This is a genomic window from Brevundimonas intermedia, from assembly GCF_027922165.1.
GTDB classification, from domain to species: Bacteria; Pseudomonadota; Alphaproteobacteria; order Caulobacterales; family Caulobacteraceae; genus Brevundimonas; species Brevundimonas intermedia.
Genome location: NZ_BSFD01000002.1, coordinates 130538 through 147887 on the forward strand (window position 1 = coordinate 130538; position 17350 = coordinate 147887).

The following is a 17350-nucleotide window of genomic DNA, read 5'->3' on the forward strand; positions in this document are numbered from 1 at the left end:
TTTCTGTTTCAGACCAGATGTCGCCGCGCCCGACCCAGGCGTTCCGCCGCCTGGTCCAGAACGGCGTCGCCCTTGGCGAAGCACAGACGCGCCACGGTCCTCGTAGAAGGCGCGCGTTCGAAGGCGGAAAGCGGTATGGCCGCCACGCCGAAGTCCTGTACGATCCGTCGGCAGAAGGCGTCGTCGTCGAGCGTCAGGCCCGAGGCGGCCAGGTCCACGCACAGGAAATAGGTCCCTTCGCTGGGCGTCAGGACATAGTTTTCGGCGATCAGGGCCGCAGAAAGTCGATCCCGCGATCGCCCGAGGTCGGCCCGCATCGCCGCAAACCAGTCCTCTGGCCAGGCCAGCCCAGCCGCCACCGCGGTCTGCAGGTTGGGCGGCGTCGAAAAGGTCAGGAACTGATGCGCCTTGGCCAGGGGCGTGATCAGGTCCGGCGCCCCGCAGGCGAAGCCGACCTTCCAGCCCGTCAGGCCGAACATCTTGCCCGCAGAGCCGATCTTGACGACCCGGTCCGCCATGCCGGGCGCCGCCAGCAGCGTCAGGTGCGGCCGCCCATCGAAGACGACATGTTCCCACACCTCGTCGCTGATGACGATCAGGTCGTGCCGCACGCAGACGCGCGCCAGCGCCGCGATCTCCTCGGCGTCGAAGACCCGCGCCGCCGGGTTCAGCGGATTGTTGAACAGCACCATCCGCGTCCTGGGCCCCACAGCCGCCGCAAGGGCCGCCTCGGTCAATCGCCAGCTCGGGGGCTGCAGCGACACCGCGCGGACCACGCCGCCCGCACGCTCAATCAAAGGGCGATAGGCGTCATAGGCCGGCTCGAAGATCACCACTTCGTCGCCCGGCCGAACATGGGCCAGCAAGGCCGCCGCGATCGCCTCGGTGGCGCCCGAGGTGATCACGACGCCCTCCACCGACAGGTCCACGCCCTGCAGGCGGCGATAGTGTTCGACCACCGCTTCACGGAGAGCGGGGTCGCCGCGCGACGGCGGGTACTGGTTCGATCCGTTCAGGACCGCCTCCGCCGCCAGCCGCCGCAACGCCTCCGGTCCGGGCGCGTCCGGAAACCCCTGCCCCAGATTGATCGCACCGTGTCGGCGGGCGAGACCCGACATGGTCTCGAAGACGGTGACGGGCATGTCGGCGAAGACGGGATGGGGGTTCATGCCCTCACCCAAGCGTCTCGCGTCTGGGCTGGCAAGCCTGATGGGCGCTGACGACGCGGCGCTTTAGGATTCCTCCACTCCGCCTCAACCGATCTCGATTGCGAGGCACCCCCCTCGCGCGCCTGATGCACCGGTCAACGCGCACTGGAGCCCTCTCATGTTCGCCAAGCCCGCCGGTCTGCCCCTCCGTCCCAATGGCCCTGTGTCGTTCGACCGAGTCCGCATCGCCGTGGCCTGTGCGCCGCATGGGGGCTGGACCATCCATATGCCGAGGCGCACGGACGTCACCGCCGCTCGGCCGGGGTCAGATAGTCCGCCAGGAACAGGGCGTTGATGAGCAGCCGCTCGGTGCCCAGCCAGTATTTGCGGTGCGCCGGATCGTCGGCGAACAGCACCACATTGCCGCGGCCCGTGCGAACCGTCTGAGCCCAGACTGACCCGGCGGCCGCCTTGCGCAGATCCTCGGCTAGATAGCCGTTCACGCGCGGCTGGTCCTCAATGCGGACGACGTTGGAGAACGGATCTTCGACCGGACGCAGGACCACGTCGGTCTCCTTGTTCACCACCAGCGACCGGCCGGACAGACCGAAGGCGAGCGGATGGGTCACGTCCACATCGGCCGAAACGGCGTTTCCGGACGTTCGACGCTCGGACAGATAGTCCCGCCGCTCGGCAAAGTCGCGACGCTCGGGGGACGCCGGCGCGGCCTCGCGGTCCTCGTCCGGTTTCGCCCCGGACTTGGCCAAGCCCTTATTGATCGCCCAGGTGGAAGCGGAACCGAAGGTGACCAACGAACCGCCGCCTTCGATCCAGGTCTTGAGGGTGGCGACGCGCCGATCACTCCAGTCGTCATAAGACCCGCCGGCCAGCACGATGCTGGTATAGTCGTCCAGGCTGACGGCGCCGATTTGCGACGGATCGAGCCGCGTCGCCGGCCAGGCGAGACGTTCGCTCAGCGCGAACCATGTGGAACCGATCTCTGTAGCGTTGACACCTTGGCCCATGATCAGGGCGACCTTGGGTGCGCGGATGCGACGCACGCTGTCGCTGCCCAGATCGACGCCGGAGACGCTCTGTCCCGTGCTCAGGCTCCAGGCGTCCACGCCGGCCTGCCGAGCCGCCGCATCCACCAGGGCCCGCAATTCAGCCGCAGCCTTGGTCTGTCCAGCCGCGGTCACGACCAGGCTGCCGCGTTCAAAGGTGGTCTCGCCCTCGGCCGTACGCGCGGTGAAGGGTTGAAAGGCGGCGCGAACCGTCACGCCTTCCTTCAGCAAAGCGGACAAAACGGCCGGCGCGTTCAGGTCGCGCCAGTCGATGGCGTAGGCATAGGCGGCGTCCGCCCCCTTCACACCGCCGGCGTGGCGCTGAACCGACGTGATCAATGCGCCCAGCTGCGGCGCCCGGCGCGCGCGACCGACCGCCAGCCCATAGGCGTCGGCGATCCCATAGGAGGTGCTGCCATATACGCTGCCCTTCACCTCGGGCGTCGGCTCGAAAATCGAATGCACCAGACGGAACTGGGGCTGGGCCGACGGCACGACATAGGCGGTGTCCGGCTGGAAGGCGCGTCCGTCGATGGTCACGGCCGAGCCTAGACGATGCACCTGGATATGGTGGCGCTGCAGCAGCTCCAGCGTCCGCGCCGTCAGGCCGGGATTGGCGGGATCCCCGAAGACGAAGGCGGCGTGTTCGTGCCGCCGTCCCTGCTCCACCGCCGAGCGGAAGAAGTCGCGCTGGAGATTGCGCAGATAATCGCGCTGCTCGACGGCGCCCCGGATGGTGGCCAGCCCCACGGCGGTCTGGTTGCGAATGGTGAAGCGGAACTCCAACGGCCCGTTGTCGGTGTCCTGCACCAGGCCGCGCGAACTGGCCTGTTCGACGGTGACCCCGACCCCGCCGTGGAAGTCGGGATAGGTCGAGCCGTACACGGGCGAGAAGTTGTCGAAATTCTCCTTAGTGTAATAGAGCGACCCCAGCCCATCCAGCGCCTGGGCGTGATAGCGGGCCAGCACCACATTGGCCTCGTAAGACGCGCGCGGCAGCAGCGGACTTTCCATGCTGGCCGGCGAAGGCTCGAAGTAATAGGTGCTGCCGGCGCCCATCTCGTGGAAGTCGATCTGCACATTCGGCCGCCACTGGTGAAACACCTCAAGCTTGGCCGCCGTCTCGCGCTGGGTGACGGCCAGCCAGTCGCGGTTCAGGTCGGTGAAATAGTGATTGGTCCGACCGGCCGGGAAGGGTTCGACATGTTCCTTGTCCGCCGGGTCGCTGACCGGGGGGTTGCTGATCCAGGCATTGTGCCAGTTGGCGGCGCGGTCCCGACCGTCGGGATTCTGCACCGGGTCGATCAGGATCACCGCCTTGTCGAGCCAGTCGCGCGTCTCCGCCCCCTGCCCCGCCACCAGGTAATAGGCGGTCAGCAGCGCCGCCTCTCCGCTGGAGGTCTCGTTGCCGTGAACCCCGTAATAGAGGCCGACCACCACCGGCGCGGTCGGATCAGCCGCCGCCGACGGATCAGCGTCGCGGGCGTGCGCGGCTTTCAGAGTGTCGATCCGCGCCTGATTGGCCTCAGAAGTGACGATCACCTCCAGCAGGGCTCGGTCCTCATAGGAGCGGCCGATCTCGCGCACCGTGATCCGGTCCGACAGACGATCCAGCTCCCGCAGATACTCCACAACCCGGTCGTGGCGCGTGTAGCGCGAACCGATCGGATAGCCGAGGAACTGCTCGGGGCTGGGAATGGCGGGGTCCAAATCCGACGCCGAAACGGCCGGGAAATAATAGGCGCTCTGGGCGAGGACCGGCGCGGGCGTCGTCGTCAGGACGACGCCCGCCAGGGCGGCGACGGCGACGCCGCGCAGCAGGGTGTTCAACATGATAAGCGATCCAATGTCGGGGAAAACGAGCCTGGTTTAAGGCGTCAGCGGAATCGCAAAGCGATCCCACCTCAGCCGACCAGGCTCTAGAACCGGTAGTCGAAGCCGATGCGGAACTGGCGTCCGCGCAGGTCGTACTGGCTGAAGTCGTAGGGCGCGCGGATGCCGGGGAAGGTGCCGTCATAGGGCGGCGTCTCGTCGGCGATGTTCTCGATCTTGACGTAGACCTTGGCGTTCTCAAGCCCGGACCAGCCGAGATAGAGATCGAACTGGTTATAGGCGTCGACGCTCGATTGACCCGTGACCGGCGTCACCAGGTCGTAGCCGCTGGTGTAGTACCAGGTCAGGTCCGCCTCCAACGGACCCTTCGACCAGCCCGCGCGGGTGGTGGCCTTGTCGGCCGGCAGGCTGGAGCCCCGGTTCGTCCCCGCATAGTCGACAAGCGGCCCGCCCACAGTGACCGGACGGCGATAATCGATGACATGGGTATAGGCGGTCTGCAGTGCGAAATCGCCCCACTGGCCGGTGCGCCAGCGCTGGCTCAGCTCGACGTCCACGCCCGAGGTTTTCAGCTCGCTGAGGTTCTGATAGCGGTTGTAGACCGCGACCAGCTTGCCCCGCGCGTCGCGGATCACATCGACAGGATTGTTGGCCTGGACGATGCTGGTGGTGTTGTTGGTCCCGACCAGATTGTCCAATTCGACCCGATACCAATCCACGCTGAGGATGGTGTCGCGCAGCGGCGTGAAGACCAGGCCGAAATTATAGGACCGCGTCTTTTCCGGCTCCAGATCGGTGTTGCCGACGGTGAAGAAGGTCGGGCTCTGGCGCGAACCAGGGATGTCGGGATCATAGGGATCGACCACCGACCCATAGGAGATGTTGGTCGAGGCCGAGTTCTCGGACAAGGACGGCGCACGGAAGCCACGCGAGGCCGAGGCCCGCACCAAAACCGCGTCATGGGGGCGCCAGCGCACCCCGACCTTTGGCGAGAAGGCCTCGCCGAAGTCGCTGTAGTGGTCGCCGCGACCGGCGATCTGGACATCGAGATTCGACAGTACGGGCACATTGGCTTCGACATAGACAGCGGCCACGTCGCGTTCACCGTCGACCGCCGCGATGGCCGGCCGCACCTGCAGGCCGGCGTCGATCTCGGTCGGATTGCGGGACTCCAGCGACTCGTGCCGGTACTCGATCCCCGCCGCATAGCCGACGGGACCGGCCGGCAATTCGAACAGCTCGCCCGAGATCTTGAAGTCCGCGCCATAGAGGGACGACTCCGCCGGGCGCAGGGTGCTCAGCCGGATGCCGTCGAGCACCGCCTGCGGGGTCGCGCTCGGCTCCCACAGGTTCAGGGTCCCGTTCGCCAAGGCGTCGGCCAGGGTCCAGCGGTTGGCGAAGCCGGCGGCGACCCGCTCGCGCTCGCGGCTTTCGCTGGCGAAGACGGCGACTTCCCAGTCGAACCGCTCGCCCGTTCCGCGCAAGCCCCCCAAGGCGCGATAGGCTTGCGACGTATTAGTCTTCAGCGACTGCCCCAGATCGAAGAAGGTGTATTCGATCGGAACCGCCGTCCCGTAGGGATTATAGGGATTGTTCGCCGGCAGCAGGTTCGACACCGGTTCGGCCAGGCCCGTCTGGGCGTTCAGGGCGAACCGTCCGCCCTCGAGCGTGAAATAAGGGCTGGAGCCGAAGATCGAGGTCCCCTCGATATGGCTGTAGAGCAGTTCGCCGAAGGCCTCGATCCCCGGCGCGACGCGCGCCGTCGCATGAACATAGGCCTGATAGCGGTCCGTGGACGGGATCAGGGTCGTATAGGGGGCCAGGTTGATGGCGCAGGTGTTCCCCGCCAGGCCGTCGATCGGGGCGCTGGCGGTCAGGACCATGCCTTGCGGGCAATTGCCCTGGGCGTCCACGAAGGGAACCGAGGCGCCGTTGACCAGGAAGCGCGCGCCCTTGGCGCTCCAACCGTTCCAGCGGCCGCCCGGGCCTGAATAGATCCCGGACTTGGTCAGGTCCCGCTCGCTTTGGTCCAAGCGCTCGCGCGTATAGGCCTCCAAACTGACCAGCACATTGAAGCCGTCCTCCTCCAGATCGCCGTAACCGCCGACGATCTTGCCCTGCCAGGTGTCGAGCCCGCCCGCGTCCGACGCGCCGTAACTGCCGCCGATCTCCAGGCCTTCGAAATCCTGGCGGGTGATGATGTTGACGACCCCGGCCACGGCGTCGGAACCGTAAACGGCCGAAGCGCCGTCCTTCAGCACCTCGACCCGCTGGGTCGCGACCATCGGCAGGGCGTTCAAATTGACGAAGGTGTCCGACAGGCCGCCGGACGGGAAGCCGTAGTTGGCGACGCGCCGTCCGTTCAGCAGGACCAGGGTGTTCTTCTGCGACAGGCCGCGCAGGCCGATCCCGGCGGAGCCGGAGGCCCAGCCGCTGTTACTGGTCTCGTTGGTCGAATTGCCGGTGTTCGCCGAAATGGACCGCAGCAGGTCGGCGACCGTGACCTTGCCCGAGGTGTCGAGCTCCTCGCGGGCGATCACTTGCACGGGGTTGAAACCCTCGGCTGCGGCGCGGCGGATATTCGATCCGGTCACGACCACGTCCGTAACCGTCGTGCTCGCTATAGGCGCCGGTGGGGTTGCGGGTTCGGATTGCGCATGGGCCAGAGCGGGCAAGCTAAGTATGGCGACGCTGGAAAGGAGCGCCGTAGTGTATTTCGACATGGTTATGCTGCGTTGCGAAAACTGCGGAAGCCCCGGACTTAGGCCGCATTTTCGCCGCAACCCGCATTAGATCGGACGCGCCGGAATTAGAAATTCTAAACGACCCTGTCCGACCTTGGCGTCGCCTACGGTGACGACGAAGGCGCAAAGCCGCCCACGCGCCTCCCGCCCCGTTGCGCTCACGCCCGATGGTCTCCACAACGGGGAGTGCGATGATTTCTATGAAGACCCGATATGGGCTTCAGGCCCTTATATTTCTGGCTCGGCGATCTCCCGAGCCGGCGACCAGCGGCGTGATCGCCCAAGGCTCCGAAGCGCCGCGCAAATTCCTGGAGGCCGTTCTTCTCGAGCTGAAGCTCGCCGGCATTCTAAAAAGTCGGATGGGACGCAGCGGCGGCTATGAACTTGCGCGCGCAGCATCGAAGATCACCATGGCGGACGTCTTGCGCGCTCTGGACGGCCCGCTCGCTCTAGCCCCCTGCGCCGCGCGCAAAACCCCTCAAACCTGTCCCGGGTGCAAGGACTTACGGACCTGCGCCATCCGCCCGAGCCTGTCCGAGGCGCGTGTCGCTGTGGCGGACGTGCTGGAACACCGCTCAATCGCCCACCTTGCAAAGGTTCCCAGCCCTCTCGAAGAGTTCAGCTAGGATCACGTTTCAGAAAGACTCGACGATCTCCCACTTGGCGAGTGGGCATTTAACGTTCACCTCTACGCCCAGGCAGGGAGATTTCGCCATGTTTGATCGTCGTGGACTATTGTTGAGCGCCGGAGCCTTGGCTGCGGCGGGCTGCTCGCCGCGGGGCGGAGGCGACGCCGGCGCGGCGTCGCTTTTGAATGTTTCCTATGATCCGACGCGCGAGCTCTATCGCGCCTACAATACCCTGTTCGCGACCCACTGGCGCGATACGGGCCAAGGCGACGCGACGGTTGAACAATCCCACGGGGGATCCGGCAAACAGGCGCGGGCGGTCATCGACGGCCTGCAAGCCGACGTCGTAACCCTAGCTTTGGCGGCGGATATTGATGCGATCGCAGAGAGAGGGCTGCTGAGGCGCGGCTGGGCCGACAGTCTGCCCGACAACGCCTGCCCCTACACCTCGACCATCGTCTTCCTGGTCCGCAAGGGCAATCCGAAAGCCATCCGCGACTGGCCGGATCTGGTGCGTCCGGGGGTCCAGGTCATCACCCCGAATCCGAAAACCTCGGGCGGCGCGCGTTGGAACTATCTCGCGGCCTGGGGCGACGCGATCCGGCGTCCTGGCGCCACGGAAGCGACGGCCACCGCCTATCTGACCGAGCTCTTCAAACATGTTCCCGTGCTGGACACCGGCGCGCGCGGATCGACCACCACCTTCGTGCAACGCGGGATCGGCGATGTTCTGCTGGCCTGGGAGAACGAGGCCTTCCTGGCGGTCGAAGAGTTGGGCGCGGACAAGGTCGATATCGTCGTGCCGCCCTTCTCGATCCTGGCCGAGCCGCCGGTGGCCGTCGTCGATCAGAACGTTGACCGGAAAGGCACGCGCCCTGTCGCCGAAGCCTATCTGCGCTTCCTCTACGAAGAACCGGCTCAGGTGTTGATCGCCCAGAACTATTATCGCCCGCGAAACCAGGCTGTGGCCCAGCGATTTGGCACAAGGTTCCCGCAATTGGAGCTCGCCACCATCGGCGATTTCGGCGGCTGGACCGAAGCCCAGGCGAAACATTTCGCGGACGGCGGCGTGTTTGATCGCATCTACCAGCCGAGCGGCGCGTGACGAGCGTTCCAGTGACCCGACGATGGCGCTGGAAGGAACCGAGCGTCCTGCCGGGGTTCGGTCTGACCTTCGGCTTCGTCGTTTTCTATCTGTCGCTGTTCGTACTCATCCCCTTGGCGGCGCTGATCTTGCGGCCATGGGAACTGGGACTCGGCGGCTTTTGGGACGCCGTGACCACCCCGCGCGCCCTGGCCGCCCTCCGGCTCAGTTTCTACGCCGCTGGGGTTGCAGCGCTGATCAACGCTGTCATGGGGCTCGTCCTGGCCTGGGCGCTTGTGCGCTATGAATTTCCGGGCAAGCGGATCATCGACGCCCTGGTCGATCTACCGTTCGCCTTGCCGACGGCGGTCGCCGGCATCGCCCTGACCGCCATCTATGCGCCGAACGGGCCGATCGGAGCCTGGTTCGACGAGATCGGCGTCCGGATCGCCTACACGCCCACCGGCGTCCTCTTGGCCCTGATCTTCGTCGGACTACCCTTCGTGGTCCGTTCGGTCCAACCCGTGCTTGAGGACGTGGATCGCGAGATAGAGGAGGCGGCGGAAACCCTGGGCGCCTCGGCTTTCCAGCGCGCACGCCTGGTGATCCTGCCCGCCATCCTGCCTGCACTGATCTCCGGCGTGGGACTGGCCTTCGCGCGGGCTGTCGGCGAATACGGCTCCGTGATCTTCATCGCCGGCAACATGCCGCTCAAGTCCGAGATCGCCCCTCTGCTCATCGTGATCCAACTTGAGCAGTTCAACTACGCCGGCGCCGCCGCCATCGGCCTGGCCATGCTGGGCCTGTCCTTCATGGTCCTGCTGGCCCTGAACGGCTTGCAAGCCATCCTCTCCCGGCGGGGCCAGGCGTGAGCGCGGCGCGTCGATCGGCCGTCCGCGGCGCCGCGCCCTTTGTGATCGGCGTCGGCGTGCTGTGGTTGGCCCTGGTGGTGCTGCTGCCCCTGGGCATGGTCTTCGCGGAGGCCTTTCGGCGGGGACTGGAGGGTTTCCTGCAGGCTTTCGATGAGCCGGACGCCTGGGCGGCCGTGCGTCTGACCCTGCTCGTCGCCGCGATTTCGGTGCCTCTGAACGCCCTCTTCGGTCTGGCGGCCGCCTGGTGCATCAGCCGCTACGAGTTTCGCGGCAAGGCGCTTCTCACGACCCTGATCGATCTGCCCTTCTCAATATCGCCGGTGATTTCGGGCCTGGTCTGGGTCCTGCTGTTCGGGACGGCGGGTTGGTTCGCGCCTTTGCTCGATGCGCTCGGCGTGCGCGTGATCTTCACCGTCACGGGGCTGGTGCTGGCCACCATTCTGGTCACCCTGCCCTTCGTGGCCCGCGAACTGATCCCGCTGATGCAGCAACAGGGCGCGGACGAAGAGTTGGCGGCGCTCACCCTGGGCGCCGGCCCCTGGGCCATCTTCTCGAAAGTGACCTTGCCCAATGTCCGCTGGGCGCTGCTGTACGGGGTTCTGCTGTGCAATGCGCGCGCGATGGGCGAGTTCGGCGCGGTGTCCGTGGTCTCCGGCCACATCCGAGGCCTGACCAACACCCTGCCGCTTCACGTCGAGATTCTTTACAATGAATATGACTTCGTCGGCGCCTTCGCGACCGCCACGGTGCTGGCGGGCCTGGCCCTGGTCACCCTGCTGATCAAGAGCCTGCTGGAATGGCGCTTCGCCGACGAACTCGCGGCCACGAGGCGACACTGAATGCCCCTTTCGATCCAAAACCTGACCAAGACCTTCCAGGGTTTCTCGGCGCTTGACGCGATCAACCTCGAGGTGGGCGACGGCGAGTTTCTCGCCCTGCTCGGACCGTCAGGCTCCGGCAAGACCACCCTGCTGCGCATCATGGCGGGTCTCGACCGACCCGACAGTGGGACCGTCGATTTCGACGGCGAGGATTTCCTGGCCCAAACCCCGCGACAACGCCGCGTCGGCCTGGTGTTCCAGCACTACGCCCTGTTCCGGCACATGACGGTCGCCGACAACATCGCCTTTGGACTGAAGGTCCGACCGCGCGCCCAACGACCGTCGAAGGCCGCCGTGGCGGAGCGCGTCTCCGAGCTTCTGCGTCTGGTTCACTTGGAAGGTCTCGAAAAGCGCTATCCCGCCCAACTGTCCGGCGGCCAGCGCCAGCGTGTCGCGCTGGCGCGCGCCTTGGCCATTCAGCCGCGCCTATTGCTGCTCGATGAACCCTTCGGCGCTCTGGACGCCAAGGTTCGGCGTGAACTGCGCCGCTGGCTGCGCCATATCCACGATGAAACCGGCGTCACCACGGTCTTCGTCACCCATGACCAGGAGGAGGCCCTGGATCTGGCGGACCGGGTGGCCATTCTGAACGCCGGCCGTATCGAACAGATCGCTTCGCCGCTCGACCTCTATCAGCGTCCCGCCTCGGCCTTTGTTCACGACTTCCTGGGCGGCGCGGTCCAACTGCCCGGACAGGTGAGCGACGGTGAACTCATCGTCGAGGGTTGGCGGACGCGCGCCCCCGACGGCGCGCCGACGGGCCAAGTCATCCTCGGCGCGCGCGGCGAGGATTTAAGTCTGGCGGACGAGGGTCTGGAGACCCGGATCGTCAGCGTCAGCCCTCGCGGTTTTCGAACACGTGTGGCGGTGGAGATCAAGGGACATATGCTGGATCTGGACCGCCCGGCGCATGATCCGATTTCCGACCTGGCGCCCGGCCGAACGGTCCGACTGCGTCCTGATCCGATCCAACTGTTCAAGGCCTGACCATGGGCTTTCGGAGCCCGAGCAACGCACAAGCCCACGAGACGGCAGACGACCGTCCAGGCCAAATCCTCGTCAGGCATCGCGCGTGGCCAAGCCTGTCGCGGCGAGCGCCCCCTCGGGCTGGGCGAAGAACGCGCGCCGGCGGGACCGTCCCGCGCCCGTCTCGCGGGAGGACGCAAGAATGACCCGACAACCCCATGTGATCGTGATCGGCGCAGGATTCAGCGGCCTGCTGACCGCGATCCACATGCTGCGCGGCGCAGCGACGGTGCGCGTGAGCTTGATTGAACGCCGGAGCGCCTTTGGGCCCGGCACGGCCTACGACACAGGCAACGCAGACCACCTTCTAAACGTCCGGCTCGGCAATATGAGCGCCTTCCCCGACACGCCGACGCACCTGGCGGACTGGCTCGGTCAACAGGCCCACTGGGAAGCCAGCGGGGAATTCATCACGCGCGGGGTTTACGGCGCCTATCTGCGCGACCTTCTCGATGAAGCCGTGGCCGACAACCCAGGACGATTAGCGCTTGTTTCTGGTCAGGCTGTCTCGCTGGATCGACTGGACGCGACATGGTCCGTCACGCTCGACGGAGGCGAAAGCCTGATCGGCGACGCCGTGGTGTTGGCCATCGGCAACCAGGAGCCTTCGACCCCGGCGGGGATCGACGAGGATCTACGACGTTCCTCGCTCTATGTGGAAAATCCCTGGTCCGGGGGCGCCCTGGTCCCGGATCAGGCGCGACAGGTCCTGCTGATCGGAACAGGTCTGACGGCGGTGGATATCGCCCTCGCGCTAGAGCGACCGGGCCGCACCATAACCGCCTTGTCGCGCCATGGCCTTCTGCCTCGCGCCCACGCTACGGTCTCGACCCCGGCGGTCGCCATGACCTTCTCAGGCAGCGTGTCCCAGATCATGCAGCAGGCCCGCGCGGCCTCCCGCACACAGGACTGGCGTGAAGTCTTCGACGCGCTTCGGCATCAGGCGATCGCGATTTGGCGCGGATGGGACATGGCCGAACGCCAGCGCTTCATTCGCCATGTTCGGCCGGTCTGGGACGTCCATCGCCACCGGCTAGCGCCCGTGATCGCCCGGCGCATCGCCAGCTTGATCGCCGACGGCTCGCTCTGCATCACCCCCGGCAAGATCGTTCAGATCAAGCGAGACGGCGACGCCATCCAGGCGGTTTATCGGCCTCGGGGTCGTCGGCGCAGTGTGATCCGACGGTTCGACGCGGTCGTCAACTGCACAGGCCCCCTCGGCCGTGTCGCCGACAGCGCCGATCCCCTGATCCAAGACGTTCTGCACAAGGGTTTCGCAGCGCCCGACCCCATGGGGCTTGGCTTTCAGGTCGATGAAGACGGCGATCTCATCCACCCAACTTCGACGGCGTCAAACCTGCACGTCATCGGCCCCCTGGCGCGGGCGACCTTCTGGGAAATGACCTCCGTACCCGATCTGCGTGGCCAGGCCCAAAAGCTGGCGGAACGCATCTTGGTGGAAGTGCGCGACGCCTAGCGGGCGACGGACATGTCGGAACACGGTCGCATCCGAAACCTTCACAACGACGTCAGACGCCTTGGCTCCCTGGCCATGCTCCCTAGGTGTCTATGACAAGGAGTTTCCTATGGTTGATGAAATCCGTGCCGATATCCCCGGTCGCCCCCGCGCCGCTCTGATGGATCTCTACGAACCCCTGTTGGACCGAGACGACCATGTTCTGACGCCACAGGCGCGCGATGAGCTCTATGGGCTTGCGCGGGTGTTGGACCTGGACATCACCGTGGACACCCCGTCCGCAGAGATCTGGCGCAAGGTCCGAGCCTTCGTCAGTCGCCACCGGCAAGACGCCTCATCGGACGACGCCGCACGTCAAGGTCCCCCCTTGACCCTTCTGGTCGTGGAAGACGACCCCGACGCCGCCCAACAGCTGGTGGAGGCGCTGATCGAGGCCGGACACGGTGTCGTCGGGCCCGCCAGCAGCGCCGAGACGGCGGAAGCGCTCGCCAGCCTGTCAAACCTGGATGTCGCTCTGGTGGATATCAACCTGAGCGGCCAATCCAACGGCGTCGATCTGGCCCGGACGCTCAATACGAGTTGGGGCGTTCCGACCATCTTCCTCTCGGGGGACGTTGGAGAGACGGCGCGCAACGCCGACGCCTCCGTCGCCCTGATCCTCAAACCCTATCAAGCGGCCGATGTGGTGCGCGCCCTCGATGCGGTCGTGGCCGAGGGCCTGATCCGGACCGAGTGACCCCGGTCGGGGCCTTGCCTCAATTCTCGGGGCGTCACTTCGCCGGAATGACCGCACCCTCATAGGTTCGGGCGATATAGTCCTTGATCGTCTGACTGGTCAGGGCGGCGGCCAGGGCCTGGATGCGCGGATCGTCGCGATTGTCGGTACGCGTGACCAGATAGTTCACATAGGGGCTGTCGCCGTCTTCCAGCGCCAGGGCGTCGTTGCGTGGGCTGAGGCCGGCGTCCAGGGCGTAGTTGGTGTTGATCACCGCCAGATCGACCTGGTCCAGCACGCGCGGCAGGGTCGCGGCCTCCAGTTCACGGAAGCGGAAACCCTTGGGATTGCCGCCGATGTCGGCGACCGTCTGCAGCGGATCGACGCCCTTCTTCAGCGTGATCAGGCCGGCGGTCTGAAGCAGGAGCAGCGAGCGTCCGGTGTTGGAAGCGTCGTTGGGCAAGGCGATCTCGGCGCCGTTCGGCAGTGCCGTCAGCGCCTTGTGCCGACGCGAATAGGCGCCCAGCGGCTCGACGTGGACGCCGGCGACCGTGACCAGGGTCGTGCCTCGCCCGGCGTTGAACTCGTCCAGATAGGGCTTGGTCTGGAAATAGTTGGCGTCGAGACGCTTCTCGGCCAGCTGGGTGTTGGGCTGGACGTAGTCGTTGAACACGACGATCTCCAGGTCGATGCCTTCGCCGGCCAGGATGGGCTTCACCTGTTCCAGGATTTCCGCGTGAGGCACGGCCGTGGCGCCGACTTTCAGCGGCCCCTGCCCCTCCTCCGCCTGACGACCACAGGCCGCCAGAACCAGAACGGCGGCGGAAAGAATGAGGGAACGACGCAGCATGGGAAACCTTCGACTTAGCGGTGCGACACCCTAGCGACCCAGCGGTCGCCGAGCACTTGCAGAATTTGTACGATGACGAGCAGCAGAACTACCGTCACCACCATGACGTCGGTCTGGAACCGCTGATAGCCAAAGCGGATGGCCAGGTCGCCTAGACCGCCCGCCCCCACCACGCCGGCCATAGCGGTATAGCCGACCAGGGCGATGGCGGTGACGGTGGCCCCGGCGATCAGACCTGGCAGGGCCTCGGGCAGCAGGACACGCCGCACGATCTGCCAGGTGGTGCCGCCCATCGCCTGGGTCGCCTCGATCATGCCGCGCTCGACCTCGCGCAGGGCCGTTTCCACCAGGCGCGCATAGAAGGGCGCCGCCCCCACGACCAGGGGCGGAATCGCGCCCGCCACACCCAACGACGTGCCGACCAGCAGCACCGTCACCGGAAGCATGACGATCAGCAGGATGATGAAGGGCACAGAGCGCAGCACGTTGACGACGAACGACAGCAGGGCGTTGACGACGCGGTTCTCCAGAATCCGCCCTCGTCCCGTGGCGTAAAGGGCCACGCCCAGCGGCAGTCCCAGGATGACGGTAATGGCCAGGGAGGCGACCAGCATCAGCAGGGTGTCGCCGGCCGCTTCGGCGACCGTGGTCCAGTCGATATTGGATCCGAACATCAGGATACGACCTCCACCTCGACGCCCTCGGCGCGTAGCCGGGCGATGGCGACCTGCGGATCGCCGCCCGCGAAGGCGACCTCCAGCTGACCATAGGCCTGGTCGCGGAACCGACCGATGCGGCCCGCCAGGATGGCGTGATCCACGCCGGTCTCGCGCGACACCCGGCTCAGCACCGGCTCGAAGGTCCGTTCGCCCCGGAACACCAGCCGCGCCACGGTTCCGCCGACGGGACGCGGCGTCGCCGTGCGAGATTCGCCCTCGGCCAGCAGGCTGCGCGTGGCCTGCGTCTGCGGCTTCAGGAAGACGTCGGCGGTCGCGCCCGTCTCGACGATCTTGCCGGCCTCCATCACCGCCACCTTGTCGCAGACGCGGCGCACCACCTCCATCTCGTGGGTGATCAGCACCAGGGTCAGGCCCAGGTCGAGGTTCAACTGGTCCAGCAGGGCCAGAATCTCCTCGGTGGTCTCCGGGTCCAGGGCGCTGGTCGCCTCGTCGCACAGGAGGATGGACGGTTCGCACGCCAGGGCGCGGGCGATGCCGACGCGCTGCTTCTGCCCGCCGGACAGCTGGGCCGGATGTTTGCGAGCGTGTTCGATCAGGCCCAGCCGCTCCATCAGTTCATCCACCCGCGACGCGATCTCGACGCGCGACCGGCCGTCCAGCACCAGCGGCAGGGCGATGTTGTCGCGGATCGTGCGGCTGTGCAACAGATTGAAATGCTGAAAGATCATGCCGATGCGACGGCGCGCGGCGCGCAGGGCCGCCGGGTTCAGTCCCATCAGATCCTGATCGTCCACCCACACGCGTCCCGCGTCAGGACGCTCCAGCAGATTGAGGGTCCGAACCAAAGTCGATTTTCCGGCCCCGGAGCGCCCGACAACGCCGAACACCTCGCCGGCGGCCACGGTCAGGTCCACGCCGTCGAGCGCAAGGCGAACGCCCGCCGGGCTGCGGAACCGGCGTGTCACGCCTTCCAATCGGATCATCGGTTGTCTCGAACTCGCTGGGCGCCACAGGTGGCCCGGTCTAGTGCGACGAGGCGAACGGCGGTGCAAGAGGCTACGATCACGCGCCTCTCCTCACGCCAGACAAGACGCCCCAGCGGCGGGGTCAGAAGCACAGAGGCGCTGTTTAGGTTTTCTGATCGCCGACGAAACCGGCTTGCGGTTGACGGGGCTCACCGGCTCGGAGCATCCCGCGGCTGGACCGCACCCCTGACGCGAACGCCTATCGATCCCTGTGGGGGAACTCTCAGCGGGATCTCAGGAAGGCCGGTTCATGACGCAAACAAATCGTCGCATTCTTCTCGCCCAGCGTCCGAACGGAAAACCCAGGCTTGAGGACTTCAAGCTGGACGAGGCCCCGCTGCCGGAGCCGCAAGACGGGCAGGTTCTCCTGAAGATCCTCTACCTCTCGCTCGATCCCTATATGCGGGGACGAATGAGCGCCGGAAAATCCTACGCCAAACCGGTCGGGATCGGCGAGGTGATGGAGGGCGGCACGGTCGGCCAGATCATCGCCTCGCGGCATCCCGCCTTCAGCCCTGGCGATATTGTTCTGTCTCACTCAGGATGGCAGAGCTTCGCTGTTGCGGATGGGGCGAGCCTTCGTAAGCTCGACCCCGCCGCCGCGCCGGTCAGCACCGCTCTGGGCGTGCTCGGCATGCCGGGATTCACGGCCTACGCCGGTCTTCTGACGATCGGCCAACCGAAGCCGGGCGAAACCGTGGTGGTCGCCGCAGCGAGCGGCGCCGTCGGCTCGGCCGTCGGGCAGATCGCCAAGATCGTGGGCGCACGCGCCGTCGGCATCGCCGGCGGTGCGCAAAAATGCGCCTTCGTCCGTGATCAGCTCGGGTTCGACGCCGTCGTCGATCACCATACGTCGGATTTCCCGTCTCAGCTCAGAGCCGCCTGCCCGCAAGGCGTCGATGTGTATTTCGAGAATGTGGGCGGTCCTGTCTGGGACGCCGTTTTTCCGCTGCTGAACGATTTCGCCCGCGTGCCGGTCTGCGGCCTGATCGCTCAGTACAATGACACCGGCCGGCCTGCCGGCCCGGATCGTCTGCCACACCTGATGCGAGACGTCCTCAGTCGAAGCCTCCTCATCCGAGGCTTCATCCAGCGTGAGTTCGCCGACCAGCGCCCCGCCTTCTACACCCAGATGGCGGCCTGGATCGCCTCGGGTCAGGTCCAGTACCGAGAGGACGTCGTCGACGGATTGGATGCGGCGCCGGAAGCGTTCATCGGCCTTTTGGAAGGTCGGAATTTTGGAAAGCTTGTGGTGCACGTCGCAGATCACGCAGAAGACGAAGGTCTCTGACACGGTCGCCGCCGACGAAAACAACATCGCA

The 17350-nt window shown here is 66.2% G+C and carries 14 protein-coding genes; 8 read left to right on the forward strand and 6 right to left on the reverse strand.

The genetic code is table 11. The features are described 5' to 3' along the window. Nucleotides 1-8: 8 nt before the first annotated feature. The 3 genes from PKE72_RS03175 to PKE72_RS03185 all read right to left on the reverse strand — a co-directional run bounded on the left by PKE72_RS03175 (nucleotide 9) and on the right by PKE72_RS03185 (nucleotide 6639). The gene (locus tag PKE72_RS03175; RefSeq protein WP_271164022.1) at nucleotides 9-1169 is read right to left on the reverse strand and encodes an aminotransferase; all 1161 of its coding nucleotides are present in this window, start codon (nucleotides 1167-1169) and stop codon (nucleotides 9-11) included. A gap of 284 nt (nucleotides 1170-1453) precedes the next feature. Continuing rightward, nucleotides 1454-4045 (reverse strand): M14 family zinc carboxypeptidase, encoded by a 2592-nt coding sequence (locus tag PKE72_RS03180; RefSeq protein WP_271164023.1) that lies wholly within the window; start codon nucleotides 4043-4045, stop codon nucleotides 1454-1456. 86 nt (nucleotides 4046-4131) lie between these two features. Beyond that, nucleotides 4132-6639, reverse strand: a complete 2508-nt coding sequence (locus PKE72_RS03185; RefSeq protein WP_271164024.1) for a TonB-dependent receptor plug domain-containing protein — start codon at nucleotides 6637-6639, stop codon at nucleotides 4132-4134. 350 nt (nucleotides 6640-6989) lie between these two features. Here PKE72_RS03185 and PKE72_RS03190 point away from each other — a divergent pair, with 350 nt between their 5' ends. The 7 genes from PKE72_RS03190 (at nucleotide 6990) to PKE72_RS03220 (ending at nucleotide 13494) form a co-directional block, all read left to right on the forward strand. Next, complete coding sequence (locus PKE72_RS03190; RefSeq protein ID WP_271164025.1) at nucleotides 6990-7415, forward strand: RrF2 family transcriptional regulator; 426 nt, start codon at nucleotides 6990-6992, stop codon at nucleotides 7413-7415. Between the two features lie 88 nt (nucleotides 7416-7503). Continuing rightward, complete coding sequence (locus PKE72_RS03195) at nucleotides 7504-8523, forward strand: sulfate ABC transporter substrate-binding protein (protein ID WP_271164026.1); 1020 nt, start codon at nucleotides 7504-7506, stop codon at nucleotides 8521-8523. After that, complete coding sequence (cysT, locus tag PKE72_RS03200) at nucleotides 8520-9374, forward strand: sulfate ABC transporter permease subunit CysT (RefSeq protein WP_271164027.1); 855 nt, start codon at nucleotides 8520-8522, stop codon at nucleotides 9372-9374. Before PKE72_RS03195 ends, cysT begins: the two co-directional genes overlap by 4 nt. Continuing rightward, nucleotides 9371-10213 carry a sulfate ABC transporter permease subunit CysW gene (gene cysW / locus PKE72_RS03205; RefSeq protein WP_271164028.1) on the forward strand — a complete coding sequence of 281 codons (843 nt, stop codon included), beginning with the start codon at nucleotides 9371-9373 and terminating at the stop codon, nucleotides 10211-10213. Before cysT ends, cysW begins: the two co-directional genes overlap by 4 nt. After that, nucleotides 10214-11242 (forward strand): sulfate/molybdate ABC transporter ATP-binding protein, encoded by a 1029-nt coding sequence (locus PKE72_RS03210; RefSeq protein ID WP_271164029.1) that lies wholly within the window; start codon nucleotides 10214-10216, stop codon nucleotides 11240-11242. A 181-nt stretch (nucleotides 11243-11423) separates the two neighbouring features. After that, on the forward strand, nucleotides 11424-12758 hold the full coding sequence (locus tag PKE72_RS03215; RefSeq protein WP_271164030.1) for an FAD/NAD(P)-binding protein: 1335 nt from the start codon (nucleotides 11424-11426) through the stop codon (nucleotides 12756-12758). A 109-nt stretch (nucleotides 12759-12867) separates the two neighbouring features. Next, on the forward strand, nucleotides 12868-13494 hold the full coding sequence (locus tag PKE72_RS03220) for a response regulator (RefSeq protein WP_271164031.1): 627 nt from the start codon (nucleotides 12868-12870) through the stop codon (nucleotides 13492-13494). A 34-nt stretch (nucleotides 13495-13528) separates the two neighbouring features. On the opposite strand, the gene PKE72_RS03225 is transcribed toward PKE72_RS03220, so the two are convergent. From PKE72_RS03225 to PKE72_RS03235, 3 genes are read right to left on the reverse strand one after another with little or no spacing between them, the layout of a single operon-like run. Beyond that, nucleotides 13529-14323, reverse strand: a complete 795-nt coding sequence (locus PKE72_RS03225) for a MetQ/NlpA family ABC transporter substrate-binding protein (RefSeq protein ID WP_271164032.1) — start codon at nucleotides 14321-14323, stop codon at nucleotides 13529-13531. Between the two features lie 14 nt (nucleotides 14324-14337). Then, nucleotides 14338-14997, reverse strand: a complete 660-nt coding sequence (locus PKE72_RS03230; protein WP_271164033.1) for a methionine ABC transporter permease — start codon at nucleotides 14995-14997, stop codon at nucleotides 14338-14340. Then, complete coding sequence (locus PKE72_RS03235) at nucleotides 14997-15986, reverse strand: methionine ABC transporter ATP-binding protein (protein ID WP_271164034.1); 990 nt, start codon at nucleotides 15984-15986, stop codon at nucleotides 14997-14999. The genes PKE72_RS03230 and PKE72_RS03235 overlap by 1 nt, the downstream gene beginning before the upstream one ends. A gap of 292 nt (nucleotides 15987-16278) precedes the next feature. Between PKE72_RS03235 and curA the strand changes: the two genes are divergently transcribed. Next, nucleotides 16279-17319, forward strand: coding sequence for an NADPH-dependent curcumin/dihydrocurcumin reductase (gene curA, locus PKE72_RS03240; RefSeq protein WP_271164035.1), 1041 nt, complete (start codon nucleotides 16279-16281; stop codon nucleotides 17317-17319). Nucleotides 17320-17350 lie beyond the last annotated feature (31 nt).

Coding starts and splice junctions, on each gene's coding strand:
- PKE72_RS03175 (WP_271164022.1), bottom strand. CDS start 1,169: ATGAACCCCCATCCCGTCTTCGCCGACATGCCCGTCACCGTCTTCGAG.
- PKE72_RS03180 (WP_271164023.1), bottom strand. CDS start 4,045: ATGTTGAACACCCTGCTGCGCGGCGTCGCCGTCGCCGCCCTGGCGGGC.
- PKE72_RS03190 (WP_271164025.1), top strand. CDS start 6,990: ATGAAGACCCGATATGGGCTTCAGGCCCTTATATTTCTGGCTCGGCGA.
- PKE72_RS03195 (WP_271164026.1), top strand. CDS start 7,504: ATGTTTGATCGTCGTGGACTATTGTTGAGCGCCGGAGCCTTGGCTGCG.
- PKE72_RS03210 (WP_271164029.1), top strand. CDS start 10,214: ATGCCCCTTTCGATCCAAAACCTGACCAAGACCTTCCAGGGTTTCTCG.
- PKE72_RS03215 (WP_271164030.1), top strand. CDS start 11,424: ATGACCCGACAACCCCATGTGATCGTGATCGGCGCAGGATTCAGCGGC.
- PKE72_RS03220 (WP_271164031.1), top strand. CDS start 12,868: ATGGTTGATGAAATCCGTGCCGATATCCCCGGTCGCCCCCGCGCCGCT.
- PKE72_RS03225 (WP_271164032.1), bottom strand. CDS start 14,323: ATGCTGCGTCGTTCCCTCATTCTTTCCGCCGCCGTTCTGGTTCTGGCG.
- PKE72_RS03230 (WP_271164033.1), bottom strand. CDS start 14,997: ATGTTCGGATCCAATATCGACTGGACCACGGTCGCCGAAGCGGCCGGC.
- PKE72_RS03235 (WP_271164034.1), bottom strand. CDS start 15,986: ATGATCCGATTGGAAGGCGTGACACGCCGGTTCCGCAGCCCGGCGGGC.
- curA (WP_271164035.1), top strand. CDS start 16,279: ATGACGCAAACAAATCGTCGCATTCTTCTCGCCCAGCGTCCGAACGGA.